The 18043-nt window shown below is 70.6% G+C and carries 16 protein-coding genes; 11 read left to right on the forward strand and 5 right to left on the reverse strand.

The genetic code is table 11. The features are described from left to right. Window positions 1–58 precede the first annotated feature (58 nt). A complete protein-coding gene (locus tag ACZK5D_RS12490; RefSeq protein WP_463665513.1) occupies window positions 59–2137 on the reverse strand; it encodes a copper-translocating P-type ATPase in 2079 nt (692 codons plus the stop codon). 110 nt (window positions 2138–2247) lie between these two features. Here ACZK5D_RS12490 and ACZK5D_RS12495 point away from each other — a divergent pair, with 110 nt between their 5' ends. From ACZK5D_RS12495 to ACZK5D_RS12515, 5 genes are read left to right on the forward strand one after another with little or no spacing between them, the layout of a single operon-like run. Further along, complete coding sequence (locus tag ACZK5D_RS12495) at window positions 2248–3732, forward strand: multicopper oxidase family protein (RefSeq protein WP_458996027.1); 1485 nt, start codon at window positions 2248–2250, stop codon at window positions 3730–3732. 31 nt (window positions 3733–3763) lie between these two features. Then, window positions 3764–4183, forward strand: coding sequence for an ArsR/SmtB family transcription factor (locus tag ACZK5D_RS12500; RefSeq protein ID WP_458996028.1), 420 nt, complete (start codon window positions 3764–3766; stop codon window positions 4181–4183). Window positions 4184–4197: 14 nt separating this feature from the next. Further along, window positions 4198–5454, forward strand: coding sequence for an MFS transporter (locus tag ACZK5D_RS12505; RefSeq protein ID WP_458996029.1), 1257 nt, complete (start codon window positions 4198–4200; stop codon window positions 5452–5454). Between the two features lie 60 nt (window positions 5455–5514). Further along, window positions 5515–6888 carry a hemolysin family protein gene (locus ACZK5D_RS12510; RefSeq protein WP_463665514.1) on the forward strand — a complete coding sequence of 458 codons (1374 nt, stop codon included), beginning with the start codon at window positions 5515–5517 and terminating at the stop codon, window positions 6886–6888. Then, window positions 6881–7924, forward strand: a complete 1044-nt coding sequence (locus tag ACZK5D_RS12515) for a hemolysin family protein (protein ID WP_463665515.1) — start codon at window positions 6881–6883, stop codon at window positions 7922–7924. Before ACZK5D_RS12510 ends, ACZK5D_RS12515 begins: the two co-directional genes overlap by 8 nt. Before the next feature lie 460 nt (window positions 7925–8384). On the opposite strand, the gene ACZK5D_RS12520 is transcribed toward ACZK5D_RS12515, so the two are convergent. Next, window positions 8385–10658 carry a glycoside hydrolase family 3 N-terminal domain-containing protein gene (locus tag ACZK5D_RS12520; RefSeq protein WP_463665516.1) on the reverse strand — a complete coding sequence of 758 codons (2274 nt, stop codon included), beginning with the start codon at window positions 10656–10658 and terminating at the stop codon, window positions 8385–8387. A gap of 132 nt (window positions 10659–10790) precedes the next feature. On the opposite strand from ACZK5D_RS12520, the gene ACZK5D_RS12525 reads away from it, so the two are divergent. Then, window positions 10791–11447 carry a TetR/AcrR family transcriptional regulator gene (locus ACZK5D_RS12525; protein ID WP_463665517.1) on the forward strand — a complete coding sequence of 219 codons (657 nt, stop codon included), beginning with the start codon at window positions 10791–10793 and terminating at the stop codon, window positions 11445–11447. Window positions 11448–11702: 255 nt separating this feature from the next. Here ACZK5D_RS12525 and ACZK5D_RS12530 read toward each other — a convergent pair whose 3' ends face one another. Next, window positions 11703–12530, reverse strand: coding sequence for an aldo/keto reductase (locus tag ACZK5D_RS12530; protein WP_463665518.1), 828 nt, complete (start codon window positions 12528–12530; stop codon window positions 11703–11705). A gap of 110 nt (window positions 12531–12640) precedes the next feature. Here ACZK5D_RS12530 and ACZK5D_RS12535 point away from each other — a divergent pair, with 110 nt between their 5' ends. The 3 genes from ACZK5D_RS12535 (at window position 12641) to ACZK5D_RS12545 (ending at window position 15441) form a co-directional block, all read left to right on the forward strand. After that, window positions 12641–12988 (forward strand): carboxymuconolactone decarboxylase family protein, encoded by a 348-nt coding sequence (locus ACZK5D_RS12535; protein WP_463665519.1) that lies wholly within the window; start codon window positions 12641–12643, stop codon window positions 12986–12988. A gap of 69 nt (window positions 12989–13057) precedes the next feature. Beyond that, window positions 13058–13990: a cobalamin biosynthesis protein gene (locus ACZK5D_RS12540; RefSeq protein ID WP_463665520.1), complete on the forward strand. Its 933-nt coding sequence runs from the start codon at window positions 13058–13060 to the stop codon at window positions 13988–13990. Then, window positions 13987–15441, forward strand: coding sequence for a cobyric acid synthase (locus ACZK5D_RS12545; protein ID WP_463665521.1), 1455 nt, complete (start codon window positions 13987–13989; stop codon window positions 15439–15441). Before ACZK5D_RS12540 ends, ACZK5D_RS12545 begins: the two co-directional genes overlap by 4 nt. A 44-nt stretch (window positions 15442–15485) precedes the next feature. Here the strand turns inward: ACZK5D_RS12545 and ACZK5D_RS12550 are convergent, their stop codons facing one another. Then, window positions 15486–15989 carry a GNAT family N-acetyltransferase gene (locus ACZK5D_RS12550; RefSeq protein ID WP_463665522.1) on the reverse strand — a complete coding sequence of 168 codons (504 nt, stop codon included), beginning with the start codon at window positions 15987–15989 and terminating at the stop codon, window positions 15486–15488. Window positions 15990–16016: 27 nt separating this feature from the next. Further along, entirely contained in the window at window positions 16017–16487 is a 471-nt protein-coding gene (locus ACZK5D_RS12555) for a P-loop nucleotide/nucleoside kinase family protein (RefSeq protein ID WP_463665523.1), read from the reverse strand. Between the two features lie 307 nt (window positions 16488–16794). Here ACZK5D_RS12555 and ACZK5D_RS12560 point away from each other — a divergent pair, with 307 nt between their 5' ends. Both ACZK5D_RS12560 and ACZK5D_RS12565 read left to right on the forward strand, forming a co-directional pair. After that, complete coding sequence (locus tag ACZK5D_RS12560; protein ID WP_463665524.1) at window positions 16795–17295, forward strand: RNA polymerase sigma factor; 501 nt, start codon at window positions 16795–16797, stop codon at window positions 17293–17295. Window positions 17296–17300: 5 nt separating this feature from the next. After that, a partial coding sequence (locus ACZK5D_RS12565) for a hypothetical protein (protein WP_463665525.1) occupies window positions 17301–18043 on the forward strand: 743 nt, incomplete at its 3' end.

Below are 18043 nucleotides of genomic sequence, written 5' to 3' on the forward strand. Positions count from 1 at the left end.
CTACGTTTCGGAGGCTTCGAGGCCGCTTCGCGGCACCTCAGCCAGGGGGAGCGCCACCTCAGCCAGCGAGACGGGCGGGGTCGAGATCGACTCGACGCAGCAGCTGCGCGTTCAACGCGACGATGATGGTCGACAGCGACATCAGCAGGGCCCCAACTGCAGGCGACAGGACGACCCCGACGGGCGCCAGCACCCCCGCGGCCAGTGGCACCGCGACCACGTTGTACCCCGCCGCCCACACCAGGTTCTGGAGCATCTTGCGGTAGCTCGCCCGCGAGAGGTCGATCATCGACAGCACAGCCCTCGGATCGTTGCCGGCCAGCACCACCCCAGCGGACTCCATCGCGACATCCGTCCCCGCCCCGATCGCGATGCCCACCTCGGCGCGCGCCAGGGCGGGCGCGTCGTTGACGCCGTCGCCCACCATGGCCACGGTCAGCCCGCGACCCTGCAGCCCGGTCACCTTCGTGTCCTTGTCCTGAGACAGCACCTCGGCGAACACCTCATCGATGCCCAGCTCCGCGCCGACGGCCTCGGCCACCTGGCGCGCGTCGCCGGTGACCATGGCCACCCGCACGCCGCGATCCTGCAGAGCCTTGACCGCTGCGCGCGACTCCGGCCGGACCCGATCCTCGACGGCGACCGCGCCGATGATCTCGCCGTCGCGGATGACATGCAGGACACCGGCCCCCCGCCGCGACCACGATCGCGTCTGCTCGGCGACGGCCGCCGGCGCCTCCAGCGACAGTTCGCGCAGCAGTGCCGGGCCCCCGACCCGGATCACTGCGCCGTCGACCATCGCCCTGACGCCGCGGCCGGTCGAGGCGGAGAACTCTGTCGCGCGCCGCCGCGCGCCGGCCGCCTCCGGATGCTCCGCCGCCGCGACGACGATCGCCCGCGCGACGGGGTGCTCGCTGTCCGCCTCGGCAGCTGCGGCGAACGCCAACAGCTCCCCCTCGGAGGTACCAGGCGCTGCCGCGACACCCGTCACCGCGTGGGCGCCCTCGGTCAGCGTGCCGGTCTTGTCGAAGAGCACGACGTCGATCGTGCGCATCCGCTCCAGCGCCATCCGGTCCTTGATGAGGACGCCGCTCCTGGCCGCACGCTCGGTGGAGATGGCGATGACAAGCGGAATTGCCAGGCCGAGCGCGTGGGGGCAGGCGATCACGAGAACGGTGACCGTCCGCACCACCGCCTCGTCCGGGCTGCCCAGCAGCGTCCAGGCGATCGCCGTGAGGATGCCGGCGCCGAGGGCGAACCAGAAGAGCAGGGCCGCGGCGCGGTCCGCCAATGCCTGCGCCCTGGACGACGACGCCTGCGCATCGGCCACCATCCTCTGGATGCCCGCGAGGGCGGTGTCGTCGCCGGTGGCCTGGACGCGCACGCGAACGGTGTTGTCGGTCGCGACGGTGCCGGCGACGACGAGCTCGCCCTCGCCGCGCGCCACCGGCTGTGACTCCCCGGTGATCATCGACTCGTCGAACTCGGCCGCCCCGACGACGATGGTGCCGTCGGCGGGCACCCGGGCGCCGGCCCGGACCAGCACCACGTCGTCGACCGCCAGGTCCCCGATCGGGACGACGACCGTCCCGTCGTGGGTCACCCGCTCCGCCTCGCTGGGCAGCAGCTCGGCCAGCGCCTCCAGCGCGGACGACGCCGCGCCGAGCGCCCGCATCTCCAGCCAGTGGCCCAGCAGCATGATGGTCACCAGCAGCGCCAGCTCCCACCAGAAGTCGAGTTCGAAGCCGCCCAGGCCGAGGGTGGTGACCCAGGAGGCAAGGAATGCGACGCTGATGGCCAGCGAGATCAGGAGCATCATCCCGGGCCGCTGCGTTCTCAGCTCGTGCCATCCACCCCTGAGGAATGGGACCCCGCCGTAGGCGAAGATCGCCGTGCCGAGGACCGGTGGGATCCACGTCGACCCGGGGAACACCGGCAGGTGGTACCCGAGCAGGTGCGCGACCATCGGGCTGAAGGCCACCACGGGGACGGTCAGCATCAGCGACACCCAGAACCGGTTCCTGAACATCGCCGTCGAATGCCCGGCGTGCTGGCCCTGCGTGTGGACCTGCCTCCCGTCCGGGGTGGCCGAGGGAGGGGCCGAAACGTGATGATCGTGGTGCCCGGAATGCTCCATGTCTCCGTTATATACCCCCAGGGGGTATCAATCAAGGGTCGCGCTGATCTTGACCGGATCTTCACCGTCCCGGCTTGGGTTTGGGCCCTCCGAGGGTGCACGCTCGATGTATGAGGCACCTCACCCGACGGCATGTCCTGCTCGGCGGCGTCGGCGTCGCCGGTGCGGGACTCCTGTCCTCGTGCGGCGCGCCGCTGCCCGGATCGCCATCGGCCCACGGCGGCACACCGGCGGTCTACCCGACGCCTGCGCTGACGGCCGCGCCCGGTCGCACCACCGTGGAGGCAACGCTGCGCCCCAGGCCGGTCACGCTCGATCTGGGCGGTGTCACCGCCCGGACTTGGGGGTACGACGACGCGGGGGCCACCCTGCTGCGCGGCACCGCCGGGGACCTGTTCCGGGTCACCGTCGACAACGAACTGCCCGCGTCCACCAGCGTCCACTGGCACGGCATCCGCCTCCACCACGCAGCCGACGGCGTGCCCGGAGTCACCCAGCACCCGATCGAGCCGGGGACCGGCTTCGCGTACGAGTTCGTCGCGCCCGACCCCGGGACGTACTTCTTCCATCCGCACTCCGGGGTGCAGCTGGACCGGGCCCTCTACGCGCCGTTCATCGTCGACGACCCGGCCGAGCCGGGTGACTACGACGACGAGTGGGTCGTGGTCCTCGACGACTGGACCGACGGCGTCGGCCGAAGCCCCGACGACATCGTCGAGGAGTTCAGGGCCCAGAACGGCGCGGTGTCCGGGGGGATGGGGCACGGCGGGCACGACATGGGCGGGATGCCCGGCGCCGGATCCCCGCTGGGTGACGCGGGCGACATCGAGTACCCGCACTACCTGATCAACTCTCGCGTGCCCGAGTCCCCCGCCACGCTCGACGGTCGGCCGGGGCAGCGGATCCGGCTGCGCCTCATCAATGCCGCCTCGGACACCATCTTCCGGCTGGCGCTGGGGGAGCACACGCTCACCGTGACCCATTCAGACGGGTACGCGGTGGAGCCTCAGGAGACGCGTGCTCTGTACCTGGCGATGGGGGAGCGGTACGACGTGACGGTCACCCTGGGGGCCGGGGTGTTCCCGCTGGTGGCACGCCCGGAGGGCAAGCAGGGGCTGGCGCTGGCGGTGGTCCGGACGGCGTCCGGGGAGGCGCCCACCCCGAATACCCCCGTGCGCGAGCTCGAGGGTGGCGCTCTGCTGGGCACCGAGCTGCGGGCAGCCGCGGCGTCGCGGCTGCCGGACCGAGACGTCGACACCACCCTCGACGTCGAGTTGAACGGCCAGATGGACCCGTTCGGCTGGGGGATCAACGGGCGGAAGTTCGGCGACCACGAGCCCTTCGAGGTCGGCCCGGATCGGCGCATCCGCATGCGGATGACCAACATGACGATGATGGCCCACCCCATGCACATCCACGGCCACACCTGGGGACTGCCGGCCAGCGGTGGGCTGCGCAAGGACACCGTCCTGATCGCGCCGATGCAGAGCATCGAGGCGGACCTGATCACCGACAATCCCGGCGAGTGGATGCTGCACTGCCACAACATCTACCACGCGGAGGTGGGGATGATGACCACCATGCGCTACGTCTGAGCGCCCACCTCGAATCGATTAGTATCTGCGTATGCACGCGGATAACGAGACCCTAGACGTGTCCTCCGAGTTCGTCGACCTAGCGGCGGAGGTGCTCGCGCTCCTCGCGGAGCCCACGCGCATCCGGCTCATCCTCGCGCTCCACGCCGCCGACGAGCTTTCCGTCGGGGAGCTGGCCGACGTGGTGGGCAAGAACCCCTCCGGGGTGTCGCAGCACCTGGCCCGGCTGCGGATGGCGCGCATGGTCACCACCCGCCAGGACGGCACCAAGGTCCTGTACAAGCTGGCCGACGAGCACGCGCTCGGGGTCATCCTCGAGGCCGTCAGGCAGGCTGAGCACTCCGTCGCGGCCGCCGGGCAGACCCCGCTGCACCACACCGTCGGCGACGACGCCGCGCCGCGCTTCGGGTCCCCGGAGCAGAGCCCGCGCCGCAGGTCCGGCGACGCCTGAGCGAGGGGGACACCATGCTGACCGTTCTGGGCAACCGCACGTACCGGAACCTCTTCTCCGCCCAGGTGATCGCACTCCTGGGGACAGGGTTGCTCACTGTCGCGCTGGGGCTGCTGGCCTTCGAGGTCGCCCCCGAGGGCGCCGGCGCAGTCCTGGGCCTCGCGATGACGATCAAGATGGTGGCCTACGTGGGCGTCGCGCCCGTGGTGTCCGCGCTCGTGGCGCGCGTGCCACGGAAGCCGTTGCTGATCTCGGCCGATCTCGCCCGGGCCGCCGTCGCGCTGTGCCTGCCGTTCGTGAGCCAGGCGTGGCAGATCTACGTGCTGATCTTCGTCCTCCAGGCCGCGTCGGCCACCTTCACGCCGGCGTTCCAGGCGCTCATCCCCTCGGTGCTTCCGGACGAGCGGCAGTACACCCGCGCGCTGTCGCTGTCGCGGCTTGCCTACGATATGGAGGCACTCGTCAGCCCGATGCTCGCGGCGGTCCTGCTCACGGTGGTGGGCTACCAGGATCTGTTCCTGGGCACGGTCCTCGGGTTTGCGGGCTCGGCAATCCTGGTCGCCGTGACCGGGCTTCCCCGCGTAGCGGCGCCGCCGTCCTCGCCCTTCCTGGACCGGCTCACCCGCGGGACGCGGTGGTTCTGGGACGCGCCCGAGCTGCGCGGACTCCTGGGCCTCAACCTGGTGGTGGCCGCCTCGACGGCGATGGTCATCGTCAACACCGTCGTGATCGTGCGCGGGCAGCTCGGGGGCGGCCAGAGCGACATGGCCCTACTGCTCGCTGCCTACGGAGCCGGGTCGATGCTGGTCGCGCTGGCGCTGCCTGGCCTGCTGGACCGGCTGCCCGACCGCCGGGTGATGCTGGCGGGGGCGTCGATGCTGCCCGTGGGGCTGGCGGCGGCGGCCCTCGTCCTGGCCGTGAACGGGGACCTCGTGTGGCCGCTCCTCCTCGGGATCTGGTGCGTGATCGGCGCCGCCACCTCGGCGGTGCTGACGCCGTCGGCCCGTCTGCTCCGCAGGAACTCCACGCCCGAGACCGCCCCCTCGGTGTTCGCCGCCCAGTTCTCGCTGTCGCACGCCTGCTTCCTGTTCACCTATCCGCTGGCCGGCGTTCTCGGCGCAGAGATCGGAATGCCCGGTGTCGCGGTGTTGCTCCTTGTCATCGTGATGGTGGGGCTGCTGTGGGCGCGTCGCGCATGGGCGGAGGTCGGCGCATCACGCCTGCGCTCCCGCGGGGCGCGTCTATCATCGACGCGTGAGCGATTGTCATAGTCCCAGGCCCTCCGGGGCCGCCCTGCATGCCTCGATCCCCGCGACGGGGGTGAGGGGACGATGATCGTCGAGTGGTTGCTGCTGCTGGCAGTGGTGGCACTGATCGCCGCGAACGCCATGTTCGTGGCCGCCGAGTTCTCGCTGGTCACGGTGGACCGGCCCACCGTCGCGCGGCTCGCCGAGACCGATCCGAAGGCCAGGTCGCTGCGCGAGGCGCTGCGCACGATGTCCACCCAGCTCTCGGGCGCCCAGCTGGGCATCACCGTGACCAGCCTGGTTGTGGGCTTCATCGCCGAGCCGTCTATCGCCGCGCTGCTGGAGGTACCCATCCGCGCCGTCGGCCTGCCGGAGGAGACTGCGTCAGTGGTGGCGTTCGCCGCGGCGTTCGTCGTCGCCACAGGCGTGCAGATGGTGTTCGGGGAGCTCGTGCCGAAGAACTGGGCCATCGCCGAGCCGCTGAAGGTGGGCCGCGCGGTGGTGGGGTTCCAGCGCGGGTTCACCTGGGTGAGCCGCCCGCTGCTGTGGTTCCTGAACGGCAGCGCGAACGCGATCGTGCGCGCGCTGGGCATGGAGCCCCGGGAGGAGCTCGCCTCAGCGCGCTCCGCGCAGGAGCTGGGCTCGCTCGCGGCCCGCTCGGCGCAGCAGGGCCTCCTCGGCGAGGACCTCGCCCGCAGGCTCGAGCACTCCGTCGCGCTCGGTGAGCGCACCGCGTCAGACGCGATGACCCCGCGCCCCCGGGTCCGGTTCCTCGAGCTCGACCAGAGCGCCGCCGACGTCCTCGACGCCGTCCGCGCCACCGGCCACGCCCGCTTCCCCGTCCTGGGTGACAGCGTCGACGACGTCCGCGGCGTCGTCCACTTCAAGGACGCGCTCGCGGTGCCGGCCGGCGAGCGTTCCGGCACGAGCGTCGAGGGCCTCATCCGCCCCATCCGGGCCGTCCCCTCGACGATGCCGCTCGGCTCCGTCCTCGAGGCGCTGCGCCAGGGCGTGCAGATGGCCGTGGTGGTCGACGAGTACGGCGGCACGGACGGCATCGTGACGCTGGAGGACGTGGTGGAGGAGATCGTCGGCGAGATCGACGACGAGCAGGACAACCCCACGCGCGCCCACCGCCAGCTGGGGGAGCGGCGATGGTCCTTGTCAGGGCTGCTTCGCCCCGACGAGGCCGGCGAGACCCTGCACATCGAGCTGCCCGAGGGGCGCGAGTCGGACACCCTCGGAGGCCTCATCACCGAGCAGCTCGGCCGATTCCCGCGGGTGGGCGACGAGGTGCTGCTTGCCGTCCGCGACGAGTCCAGACCCGACGACGACGGCCTCGCGTCCCCGGCCGTCGCACGCCTGCACGTCACGCGGCTCGACGGCTGGCGCGTGGACAGGCTGGTGCTGACCATCGAGGACCTCGCCGACGTCGAGGAGGGTGAGAAGAATGCTTGATACCACCGCCATCCTCATCGCCGTAGCGCTGCTGATCGGCAACGCCTTCTTCGTCGGTGCCGAGTTCGCGCTCATCGCGGCCCGCCGCACCCAGATCGAGCCGCGCGCGGCCGCCGGCTCCCGTTCCGCCCGGATCACGCTGCGGGCCATGGAACGGGTGTCGCTCATGATGGCCGGCGCGCAGCTGGGCATCACCATCTGCTCGCTGGGCCTGGGCGCGATCGGCGAGCCGGCCGTCGCCCATGCCCTCGAGATCCCGTTGGCGGCAGTCGGCATCACGGGTGCCGCCCTGCACACCGTGGCGTTCATCATCGCCTTGGCCGTGGTCGTGTTCCTGCACATGGTGCTGGGCGAGATGGTGCCGAAGAACATCGCCATCTCCGGTCCCGAACGTTCCGCGATGATCCTGGGCCCCGTCCTGTACGGCATCGTGTTCGTGCTCCGGCCGGTGATCTGGCTGCTCAACTGGATCGCCAACGCGGTCCTGAGGCTGCTCAAGGTGGAGCCCAAGGAGGAGGTGGCCTCGGCGTTCACGGCCGACGAGGTGGCCGCCTTCATCGCCGAGTCCCGCGAGGAGGGGCTGCTGGAGGACCGAGAGCACCAGCTGCTCAGCGGCTCGGTGAGCATCGGCACCGAGACGGTGGAGGCGGTCATGGTGCCCCTGGGGCAGCTGGCGACGGTGCGCCGCGGTTCCACCCCCGCGGACGTGGAGGCGGCCTTCGTCCGCACCGGTTACTCGAGGTTCCCCGTCGCGGAGGAGGACGGCCAGATCGACGGGTACGTCCACCTCAAGGACTTCCTCGGGCTGACGGACGACGAGATGGGCACAGCTCTCGACGAGCGGGTCATCCGCCCGCTGGCCACCATCGCCAAGGACGCCACCCTGGAGGCAACGCTCGCGGCGATGCAGGCGGGCGGCACCCACTTCGCGCTGGTGATCGACGGCGACGACACCGTCGGCGCGGCCATGCTCGAGGACGTCGTCGAGCGCCTGATCGGTGAGGTCAAGGACGCCGCGACGGTGTCGCGGGGCTAGGCAGCCGCCCTCCCGCCGACCCGGGATGCCCCATCCCGCCGACCGGGGGTCCCGATCCGGCCGACCGGGGGTCCCGATCCGGCCGAGCCGGGGTCCCGATCCCGCTGGCTGGGGTGACGCCATTCCGCTGGCTGAGGTGACGCCATTCCGCTGGCTGAGGTGCCGCGTAGCGGCCTCGAAGCCTAGGAAACGCGAGCTGACAAGGCACGTTTCTTAGGCTTCGAGGCTCGTCGCTGCGCTCCTCGCATCTGAGCCAGCGGGGAAGGGAGCGGAGCTGCGCTGCTTGGCCTTCGGTTGGCTGAGGTGACGCCATTCCGCTGGCTGAGGTGCCGCGTAGCGGCCTCGAAGCCTAGGAAACGCGAGCTGACAAGGCACGTTTCTTAGGCTTCGAGGCTCGTCGCTGCGCTCCTCGCACCTCAGCCAGCGGGTGTGGGCACCTCACCCAGCGGGTCGGGGGAGGTCAGGCGGTGACCTCGATCGACGCGGTCAGGTCGCACGCGGAGGTTCCACCCGCGAACAGATCGATCACCGTCGCGTCCTGCACCCAGGTGCGGGTGGCGGCGCTCCAGTAGCGCAGCTGGTCCGGGCCGAGCTCGAACTCCACCTCCACCGAGGTGCCGGCCGGCACGTGCACCCGCTTGAAGCCCTTGAGCTCGCGGACCGGGCGGGTAGAGGTGCCGTAGCGCTGGTGGATGTAGAGCTGAGCCACCTCGTCGGAGTCCACCTCGGAGGTGTTGGTGAGCGTCACCGAGACGGTGGCAGTCTCACCCGCCGCGACACTCGACGGCGCCCGCAGGCCCGAGTACTCCACCGTCGCGTAGGTGAGGCCGTGGCCGAACGGGTAGAGCGGGGTGCTCTCCTCGTCCCAGTAGCGCTTGTCCGCCTCCTCGGGCTGGAAGGTGCGGTAGTGCGAGTGCACCATCGGCACCTGGCCCACGTGTCGCGGCCAGGTGAAGGGGAGGCGGCCGGCGGGGGAGACGTCGCCGAACAGCACCCGAGCCACCGCGTCACCGCCGCGCACGCCGGGGTACCAGACCTCGACGATGGCGTCGGCGTTGGCATCGGCCCAGCGGAGGTCCAGCGGGCGGCCGGACATCACGAGCACCACCATCGGCGTGCCTGTGGCGTGGACGCGCTGGAGCAGTTCGAGCTGGCGGCCGGGGAGGTCGAGCGTGGAGACCGAGGCCTTCTCGCCGATCATGTTCTGCGGCTGGCCCACCACCACGACGGCCACCTCCGACTCCGCGGCCAAGGCGACGGCGCGCTCCAGCTCGGCGTCCTCGTCGAAGCCCTCGGGGGTGCTGGGCAGCTCGCCCGCCTCGTGGGCGTCGAACATCGAAGGGAACACCCGGGTGGCGACGGCGGTGGCGGGCGCGTACTCGACACGGGTCGCCTCGCCGGCGCGGCGGCGGATGCCGTCGAGGATGGTGACCGACTCGGACTCGTCGAAGTCGAAGATCCAGGGGCCGAGGATGTCGCGCTGGGAGTCGGCGAGGTCGCCGAGGACCGCGATGGAGGCGGGGGCGGCCAGCGGGAGGGCGCCGTCGTTCTTGAGCAGGACGGCTGTGCGCTCGGCGGCCGACTGGGCGGCGTCGCGGTGGGTGGGGTCGCCGAGGATGGCGGCGCTGGTGGCCTCGTCGACGAAGGGCTGCTCGAACAGGCCCGCCGCGAACTTGGCGGTAAGGACACGGCGCACTGCCAGGTCGATGGTGGCCTCGTCGACCAGCCCGTCGGCCACCGCCTGCGGCAGGCGGGTGTAGGCGGCGTCGTACATGGCCATCTCCATGTCGAGGCCGGCGTAGACGGCGCGGGCGCCGGCGTCGGTGAGGTCCTTGGCGAAGTGCTGGGTCTCCAGCGACCGTACGGCGTTGGCGTCGGAGACGACGAAGCCGTCGAAGCCCAGCTCATCGCGCAGCATGTCGGTGAGCAGCCAGCGGTTGCCGCTGGCCGGCACGCCGTTGAGGTCCATGTAGGCGCTCATGATGTTCCTGGCGCCGGCGTCGATGGCCGCCTTGAACGGCGGGAAGTAGATGTTGTGCAGCTCCGCATCGGAGATGTCGGAATCCTCGTAGTCGCGCCCGCCGCGGGCCGCGCCGTACCCGGCGAAGTGCTTAGGTCCGGCGATGACGGACTCGGCGCCGCCGTCGCCCTGGAACCCGCGCACCTGCGCGGCGGCGATGGCCCCGCCGAGGCAGGGGTCCTCACCGGCGCCCTCGATGATGCGGCCCCAGCGGGGATCGCGGGCGATGTCCACCATGGGCGCGAACGTCCAGTGGATGCCGGCGGCGCGGGCCTCGCGGGCCGCGACCCTCTGGCCCTTCTCGGCCACCTCGGGGTCCCAGCTGGCCGCGACCGCGATCGGCACGGGGAAGGTGGTCCGCAGCCCGTGGATGACGTCGAAGCCGAAGAGCACCGGGATGCCGTGGCGGTTGCCGGCGATGGCCTTGCGCTGCAGGTGGTTGGCCAGCGCCGCGTTGCGGACGAACAGCAGCGAGCCCACGCGCCCGGCGTCGATCTCCTTGTCCACCAGCTTGGGGAAGTCGACGAACTGGCGCTGCTCCATCGGGAGCGACGACGTGTCCTCGTCCGTGGGCTCCGCCGCCTCGAGCGTGCCGAAGTAGAAGTACTGCGTCAGCTGCCCGGCCTTCTCCTCGAGGGTCAGGCGGCCGAGGAGGTCCTCGACGCGCTCCTCGACGGGGAGGGCAGGGTCGCGGTAGGCGGGGCTGGTGGTCATGGGGATCCTTCGGGTCGACGTCGACGTTCTCAATTCGTAGTGAACAGCATAGTTCAAGTTTGGTCAAGGCTTGACATGAGTGGGGTGAACGGCTCAAGGTTTGGGGTAGGGAAAGATTTGAGGGAGGTGGCGATGGCGTCGACCCAATCCAAGCGCGGACCGTATGCGAAGTCCGCGGAGAAGCGCGCCGCCATCGCCAAGGCCGCCTACGAGGTGGTGATGGAGGTGGGGCACCCGCAGCTGACGACGGCGGCGGTCGCGGCCAGGGCGGGGATGCTCGAGCGCACCATGCTCTACCACTTCCCGACGCGTGACCACCTGCTGGTGGCGGCCATCGAGTACTTCGAGGGATTCATCCACGCAGGCGAGGTGCGTGAGGGAGAGGTCCCGCTGGCCCCTCCGGAGGAGTTCCGCGACATCATCGACAACCTCGCCCACAGGTCACCCGGCGAGGACAAGCGCCTCCAACTGCAGGTGGCGCTCGCGTCGGCCGCGCAGGATCCGGCTCACCCCGCCCATGCGTTCTTCGAGCGCCACTACGAGCGCGTGATGGCGGAGATGGTGGACCTCATGAAGTCCAGGCAGGAGGTGGGCCTGGCGCATCCGGACCGGGACCCGGTGCGGATGGCGCGCCAGTTCGTCGCCGTGTGGGACGGGCTGCAGCAGAGTTGGCTGATCCGTCGCGACTTCGACCTCACCGAGGAGATCACCGAGGCGTTCCGCGAGATCAGCGGCCAGAACGCGATGGAGGCCAGGGCGGCGGTCCAGGACCTCCTCACCCGTATCTGACGCCGCCGCTGGCCCGCTCTCCCCTCGCCTGCGTTGTGCGTCGCCACCTGTCTTCTGTGCAGACGCCTGCCCTATGTTCGGACGCCTGCGTTGTGTCTGGACGCCTGCCCTCTAGCGCAGGCGTCTCGCCGTCGCCTGTCTTGGGTTCAGTCGCCTGCTCTATAGGGCAGGCGTCAAGACTTACCGCAGGCGCCACCCCGGGGCCGACGGCCGGCCTACTGACGCGTAGAGGCCTCTCTCCGGCAGCCTCGCGGATCAGTGCCCGAAGTGGTCGGAGTCCATGAGGTGGTAGTCCGAGCTCCTCAGCGCGGTCAGGGTCCGCACCTCGTCGTCGGTCAGGCGCAGATGGAGCGCCGCGAAGTTCTCGGCCAGCCGCTCCCTGTTCGACGACTTGGGGATCGGCAGCAGCCCCTGCTGGATGTGCCACGCGAGGACGGCCTGGGCGGGGGTCGCGTCGTGCGCGTCGGCGACCTCCCATACCGCCGGATGCCCGATCAGCCCGGTGCCCGCTGCCAGCGGGGCCCACGACTCCGTCACGATCCCGTGCCTGTCATGGAACGCCCGCTCGGCCGTGCGCTCGGTGAACGGGTTGCACTGGATCTGGTTGACCTCCGGCGCGACCCCCGTCGCGTCGATCAGCCGCTGCAGATGCTCCGGCTTGAAGTTCGACGTGCCGATCGCCCTTGTCAGCCCGCGCTCGCGGGCCAGGATCAGCCCCTCCCAGGCGCGGACGTAGAGGTCTTGGTCTGGGTTGGGCCAGTGGATGAGGACAAGGTCGGCGTACTCGAGGCCGAGCCGGCCGAGGCTACCCTCCACGCCTGCGACGGCGTCGCCGTGCCACCTCTTGTTGAACTTGGTGGTGACGAACACGTCCTCCCGCGCCAGCCCCGACTCTCGCACCGCCCGTCCGACGCCGGCCTCGTTGCGGTAGTTCTCCGCGGTGTCGACGAGCCGGTAGCCGATCTCGAAGGCAGTCAGGCACATGGCGCGGACCTCGTCGTCGTCCAGAGGCCAGGTGCCTGCGCCGATCGCGGGGATGGTGGTTCCGCCGGTCAGGGGGATCAAGGGGGCGAGCGTTGTCATGGCCCCATTCTTGCTGACCTCGGGCGAAAGTCGCCCGTCGCCGGCGTCGATCCCCCCGGCGGCAGATAATTGCCCAAGGTCGTCCATGCACTACGGCAGTCAGGAGAGACATGACCACCCACGAACACGGCAAGAAGGTGCTGCAGGATCTCCAGGGGCCCGCGAAGGAACTTCGCGCCCGCATCCCGGAGGTCTACGCCGGCTACTCGGCGATGCACAAGGCGGTCCTCGGGCCCGGCGCGCTCGACACCAAGACCAAGGAACTCATCGCGCTCGCGATCGGTGTGGTGGACAAGTGCGACGGCTGCATTGCGAGCCACGCCCGAGGTGCGGCCCGCGCGGGGGCCACCGCCGACGAGGTGGCCGAGGCGCTCGGGGTGGCCATCCTCATGCGTGGGGGCCCGGCGACGGTCTACGGCCCGCGCGCGATGGACGCCTTCCTGGAGTTCCTGGAGTAGCGGCAGAAGTGGGCGCCTTTGTCGAGGCGCCCGACCGACGGGCATCTGGCTACTGCTAGCGTCGGCGCCGTGATCACGCGCGCGCTCGGCATCGTCCTCGGGGTGGCGGCCGACGCCGTGCTCGGGGATCCGGCCCGGCACCACCCCGTCGCGTGGTTCGGGACCTACGCGGGGCGAGTCGAGCGGTCCCTCTACGCCGACGGACACGCACACGGTGCCGCGTTCACCGCCGCGACGGTGGCGCCCGTCCTCGCCGGCGGGGTCGCCATAGAGCGAGCCACGCGCCGGCACCCCGTCGCCCACATCGCCGCGACCGCGCTCGCCACCTGGGCCGTCCTCGGCGCCCGCAGCCTCGCCCGGGAGGGCAGGCTGATGGCCGACCGGCTCGACGACGGCGACCTCGACGCAGCCCGCGGCCGCCTCGGCAGCCTCTGCGGCCGCGACCCCGCCGGCCTCGACGAGCCCGAGCTAGCCCGCGCCACCGTCGAGTCCATGGCGGAGAACACGGCCGACGCCGTGGTCGCGTCGCTGTTCTGGGGTGCCGTCGCCGGGATCCCCGGCCTCCTCGCCCACCGGGCGGTCAACACGCTCGACGCCATGGTGGGCCACCGCAACCAGCGCTACGCCCGCTTCGGGGCGGCCTCGGCGCGGCTCGACGACGCCCTCGACTACGTCCCGGCCCGCATCACCGGCGCGCTGGCGTGCGTGGCCGCGCCCGTCGTCGGCGGGTCGACGGCGGAGGCGTGGCGGGTGCTGCGCCGCGACGCCCGCAACCACCCCTCGCCCAACGGCGGCTGGTGCGAGGCGGCCTGGGCCGGCGCTCTCGGCGTTCAGCTCGGCGGCCGCAACGTGTACTTCTCCCGGGTCGAGGAGCGTGGCCTCCTCGGCGACGGCCCGCGCCCACGCGCCGCCGAGGTGCGCAAGGCCGCCCGCCTGGTGGGCGTGGTGACGGCGATGGCGACGGGCCTCGCCGCCCTCGCGGCAGCAAGGCGGCAGCGATGACCGGAATCCTCATCGCCGGGACGTCGTCGGACGCGGGCAAGTCGCTGGTGGTGACCGGCCTCTGCCGCGCCGCCCGCCGTCGCGGGATCGATGTGGTGCCGTTCAAGGCGCAGAACATGAGCAACAACTCCATGGTGTGCGCCGACGGCGCCGAGATCGGCCGGGCGCAGTACCTGCAGGCGATCGCGGCGGGCAAGACGCCGACGTCGGCGATGAACCCCGTGCTGCTCAAGCCCGGCAGCGACCGTCGCTCCTTCGTCGTCCTCCGCGGGGAGCCGGCCGGGGCCCTCGAGGCGGGGGAGTACGCCACCGGCCGGCGGCTGCTGGCCGAGGCCGCCCACCAGGCCTACCGCGAGCTGGCCGCCGCCCACGAACTGGTGATCTGCGAAGGCGCCGGCTCCCCGGCCGAGATCAACCTCCGCGACGGCGACTACACCAACATGGGCCTGGCCAGGGCCTTCGACCTGCCGGTGGTGCTCGTCGGCGACATCGACCGGGGCGGGGTGCTGGCCTCCATCTACGGCACCTGGGGCCTCCTCGACGCCGAGGACCGCGCCCTGCTGACCGGATACCTGATCAACAAGTTCCGCGGCGACCAGGCCATCCTCGACCCCGGACTCACCGAGCTGACCCGGCGCTGCGGGCTGCCGTCGTTCGGCATCCTCCCATGGCTGCCCGGCGTGTGGCTCGACGGCGAGGACGCGCTCGAGGTGGGCCGGTGGCGCGGCGATGCCCGGGCCGCGGCTTCTGCCGCGAGCGCGACGCTGCGGGTCGCCGTCGTCCGTCTGCCGCGCATCTCCAACGCCACCGACGTGGACGCGCTGGCGCAGGAGCCGGGGGTCGACGTCGTGGTGACGACGGATCCCGGCGTGGTGGCCGCGGCGGACCTGGCGGTGCTGCCGGGGTCGCGGTCCACGTTGACGGACCTGGCGTGGCTGCGGGACACCGGGATCGCGGCGGCGATCGCCGCCCGGGCCGGGGACGGGCGGCCGGTGCTGGGGATCTGCGGGGGATTCCAGATGCTGACGCGTACCATCACGGACCCCGTCGAGACCGGCCACCCCGGCGCGGTTCCCGGCCTGGGGCTGCTGCCCGGCGACACGGTGTTCCATCCGGACAAGGTGCTGGGCCGGCCGTCGGGCAGCTGGCGAGGGCACGACGTCGAGGGCTACGTCATCCACCACGGCCGCGTGCGGGTCGACGACGGGCACGAGCCCTTCCTTGAGGGCGTGCGCTCGGGTGCCGTGTGGGGCACGATGTGGCACGGGTCGCTGGAGTCCGACGGGTTCCGGCGCGCCTGGCTGGCTGAGGTCGCGGCCGCGGCGGGGGTGTTGTGGACGCCGACGCGGGCCCCCGGTTTCGCCGCGCGGCGGGAGTCGATGATCGAGACGGTCGCGGACGCGTTGGAGGGCCACGCCGACCTGGATCGGCTGCTCGGCTTGGCCCGCTGACGGGTCGCGGCGAGCGCGTTCGATCCTGCCGGATCGAACGCGTCTCAGGCTCCGGTTGCAGGAAGCGTTGGGCAGGCCATGACGCCGTCGTCCTCGCGCCCTGCCACCGGGAGGTAGCCTTCCGAGAGGTACAACTGTCGGGCGTAGTTGTCGGGTTCGACCGACAGGCTGAGCGTGGCGATGTGCCGAGACGAGGCTGTCGCTCGAAGGCGTTGTAGCAGGCTTCGGCCGATCCCCATGCGACGGTGACCTGCGCTCACCCACACACTGATTTCCGGAGTCTGCTCGTCGATGAACCCGTAGCCGGCATCGTCGCGGGGGAGGAATACGGCCCATGCCACCCCCACAGGAACCCCGTCGTCCTCGACAACCCAACCAAAGTCCCCCCGGTCGAACTGCACGTCGATGTAGTGGCGAAATTCGCTCCGTTCGAGAATCTCCTGCTCGGTGAATTTTGCCGCCTGCCAGTTGAGGTTGCCTAATGTCGCAGCCAAGAGCAGGGACCGATCGTCGGACCGTAGCTCGCGAACGCTCAAGGAATCGGGCACGCGTTAAGCCTAGGGCTAACGTCGGCCCTAGCTCGCCGGGTTGATGGTGAGCAGCGGACCCTCTTCCTCTGAGGGGGCTTCAAAGTGATCGAAGTACGCAGCCGCCACGTCTGGGGCGATGGTGAAGTCGTCGCCGTGCTCGCGGCGGCGGTCTGCGACGCGGGCGAGGCACGTGATGCGATCGGTGGCCAGGTAGATCGTTTCTGGGGTTACCCCGAGTGGCCTCAGCAGAGCTCGCCAGTCGTCGCGCATTCGGCGCGACCAGAAGGAGAAGTCCAGGACGACGTCGCCTCCTTGGCCGACGAGTTCGATCAGTTGCTCACGCAAGTGGGCGTCGATGACCGCGTGCTCCGCCTGGGTCAGGGGCATGTGCCGTAGACCCCGGTTCCACGCCTCTTGGTCGAACGATAGGCGAATCATGCCGGTGTCCTCGAGCGACCGGGCCACCGTCGACTTCCCCGAACCGGCTGGCCCACACATGAACACGACCCTCGTCATGAGTACCAACCTACGACCGTGAACAACACACGCATCCACCGCGGCCAGCGCGGTCGATCCTGCCGGATTGAACGCGTCTCAGGCTCCGGTGACTGGCCGATTCCACTGTTCCCAGTGCGGCGACGAGCGTCCGGGTCTTCAGTTCATGCTGTGACGTCGCCTGCTTGACCCGCACCGAAGCCTCTTCCCCCAGCTGCCGTCGGCGCGTGAAACGTCGGCTGAGTATTTTTGGTGTGCACAGTCATGTCGGTTGGGTGAGGAACGTATACGGGATGTGAATGCTCCAGGGGACGAGGTTTTCCGGCGGTTGTATGACGGCACCTCGCGTCGTGTCTATGCCTATCTGCGGCGGCATGCCGATCCGGATGTGGCCGAGTCGGTGTTGGCTGAGGTCTACGTCCAGGCGTGGCGCCACTTGGCCTCTCTTGACGCCGATCCGATGGGTTGGCTGATTGTCACGGCGAAGCGAGCGCTCGTGGACCAGCATCGTGCGCGGCAGCGCCGCGACCGGCTCGCCGACGCACTGTTTGCGGGTTCTCGTGACAGACGCCACGAGTCGATGGCCAGCCTGGTGGTGAACCGGCAGCTCCTCCTCGATGCTCTGCGTCGCCTCAGCGACGAGGAGCGCGAAGCCCTCCTCCTGGTCGGCTGGGACGGTTTGGACCACACCAGTGCCGCCGCGGTGGCGGGATGTTCAACGCCGGCATTCACGAAGAGGCTCTCACGGGCCCGCCACCGGCTCACCGACCTGATGGAACCATCCACAGCCGCGGCACCCGTGCTGCGACCTGTCCGGGGAAAGGTATGACTGACATGCGCGACATTGAGTCCATTCGGCCCACCGATGAGGCCATCGATGCCGAGTTCGATGCCCAGCGCCGGGAATCGGTGTTCCACGAGGTGCAGGCACGTGCCAGTGTGGTGCCGATCCGCCGCAGCCGCCGCTGGCCGGCGGCGGTCGCTGCCGCGGTAGCGGGCCTGGCTGTGCTGGGGCTTGCGTTCCAGGCGCTGGTGACCCTCAATGGCCACTCCGTTGCCGACCCGCCAGTGGCTGGGGTGACTGGCAGTAGTTCACCGACGCTGGCCACACCCCGCAACCTGCCGTCACCTCGATACGTTTCGGCCGTAGCGATGCTGGGGCCGGTGGCCGTCGCGGCCGCCGCTGCGCCCGTGGGAGAGCCCGACGCGTTCCTGCACGTGGTCAGGGTGGAGGAGCAACACAGCGTCGCTGGCCAGGGCTCATCTCAGCAGCCGATGCCAGTCGACTCGGGCGTCACCTACTTCGATGACTACATCGACCGTGACGGCTGGCTGTGGAGCCGGCGCACCGGTGACCAGCAGTTCTGGTTGCTCACCGGACAAGACCAATCAACGATCACATCCCTGCCCACGGCCCCGGACGCCCTGGATGCCGCACTCAGATCAGGCACCGGCAACAACAGCGCAGATGAGCGGGTGTTCAAGGGGATCCACGAGATCCTGCTCACCGAGACCGCGCCCCCGGAGCTGCGTGCAGCCGCGATCACCGTCCTGCAGCGCATCGCGGAACACCCCCA

It is taken from the genome of Tessaracoccus yangjingae, assembly GCF_055326235.1.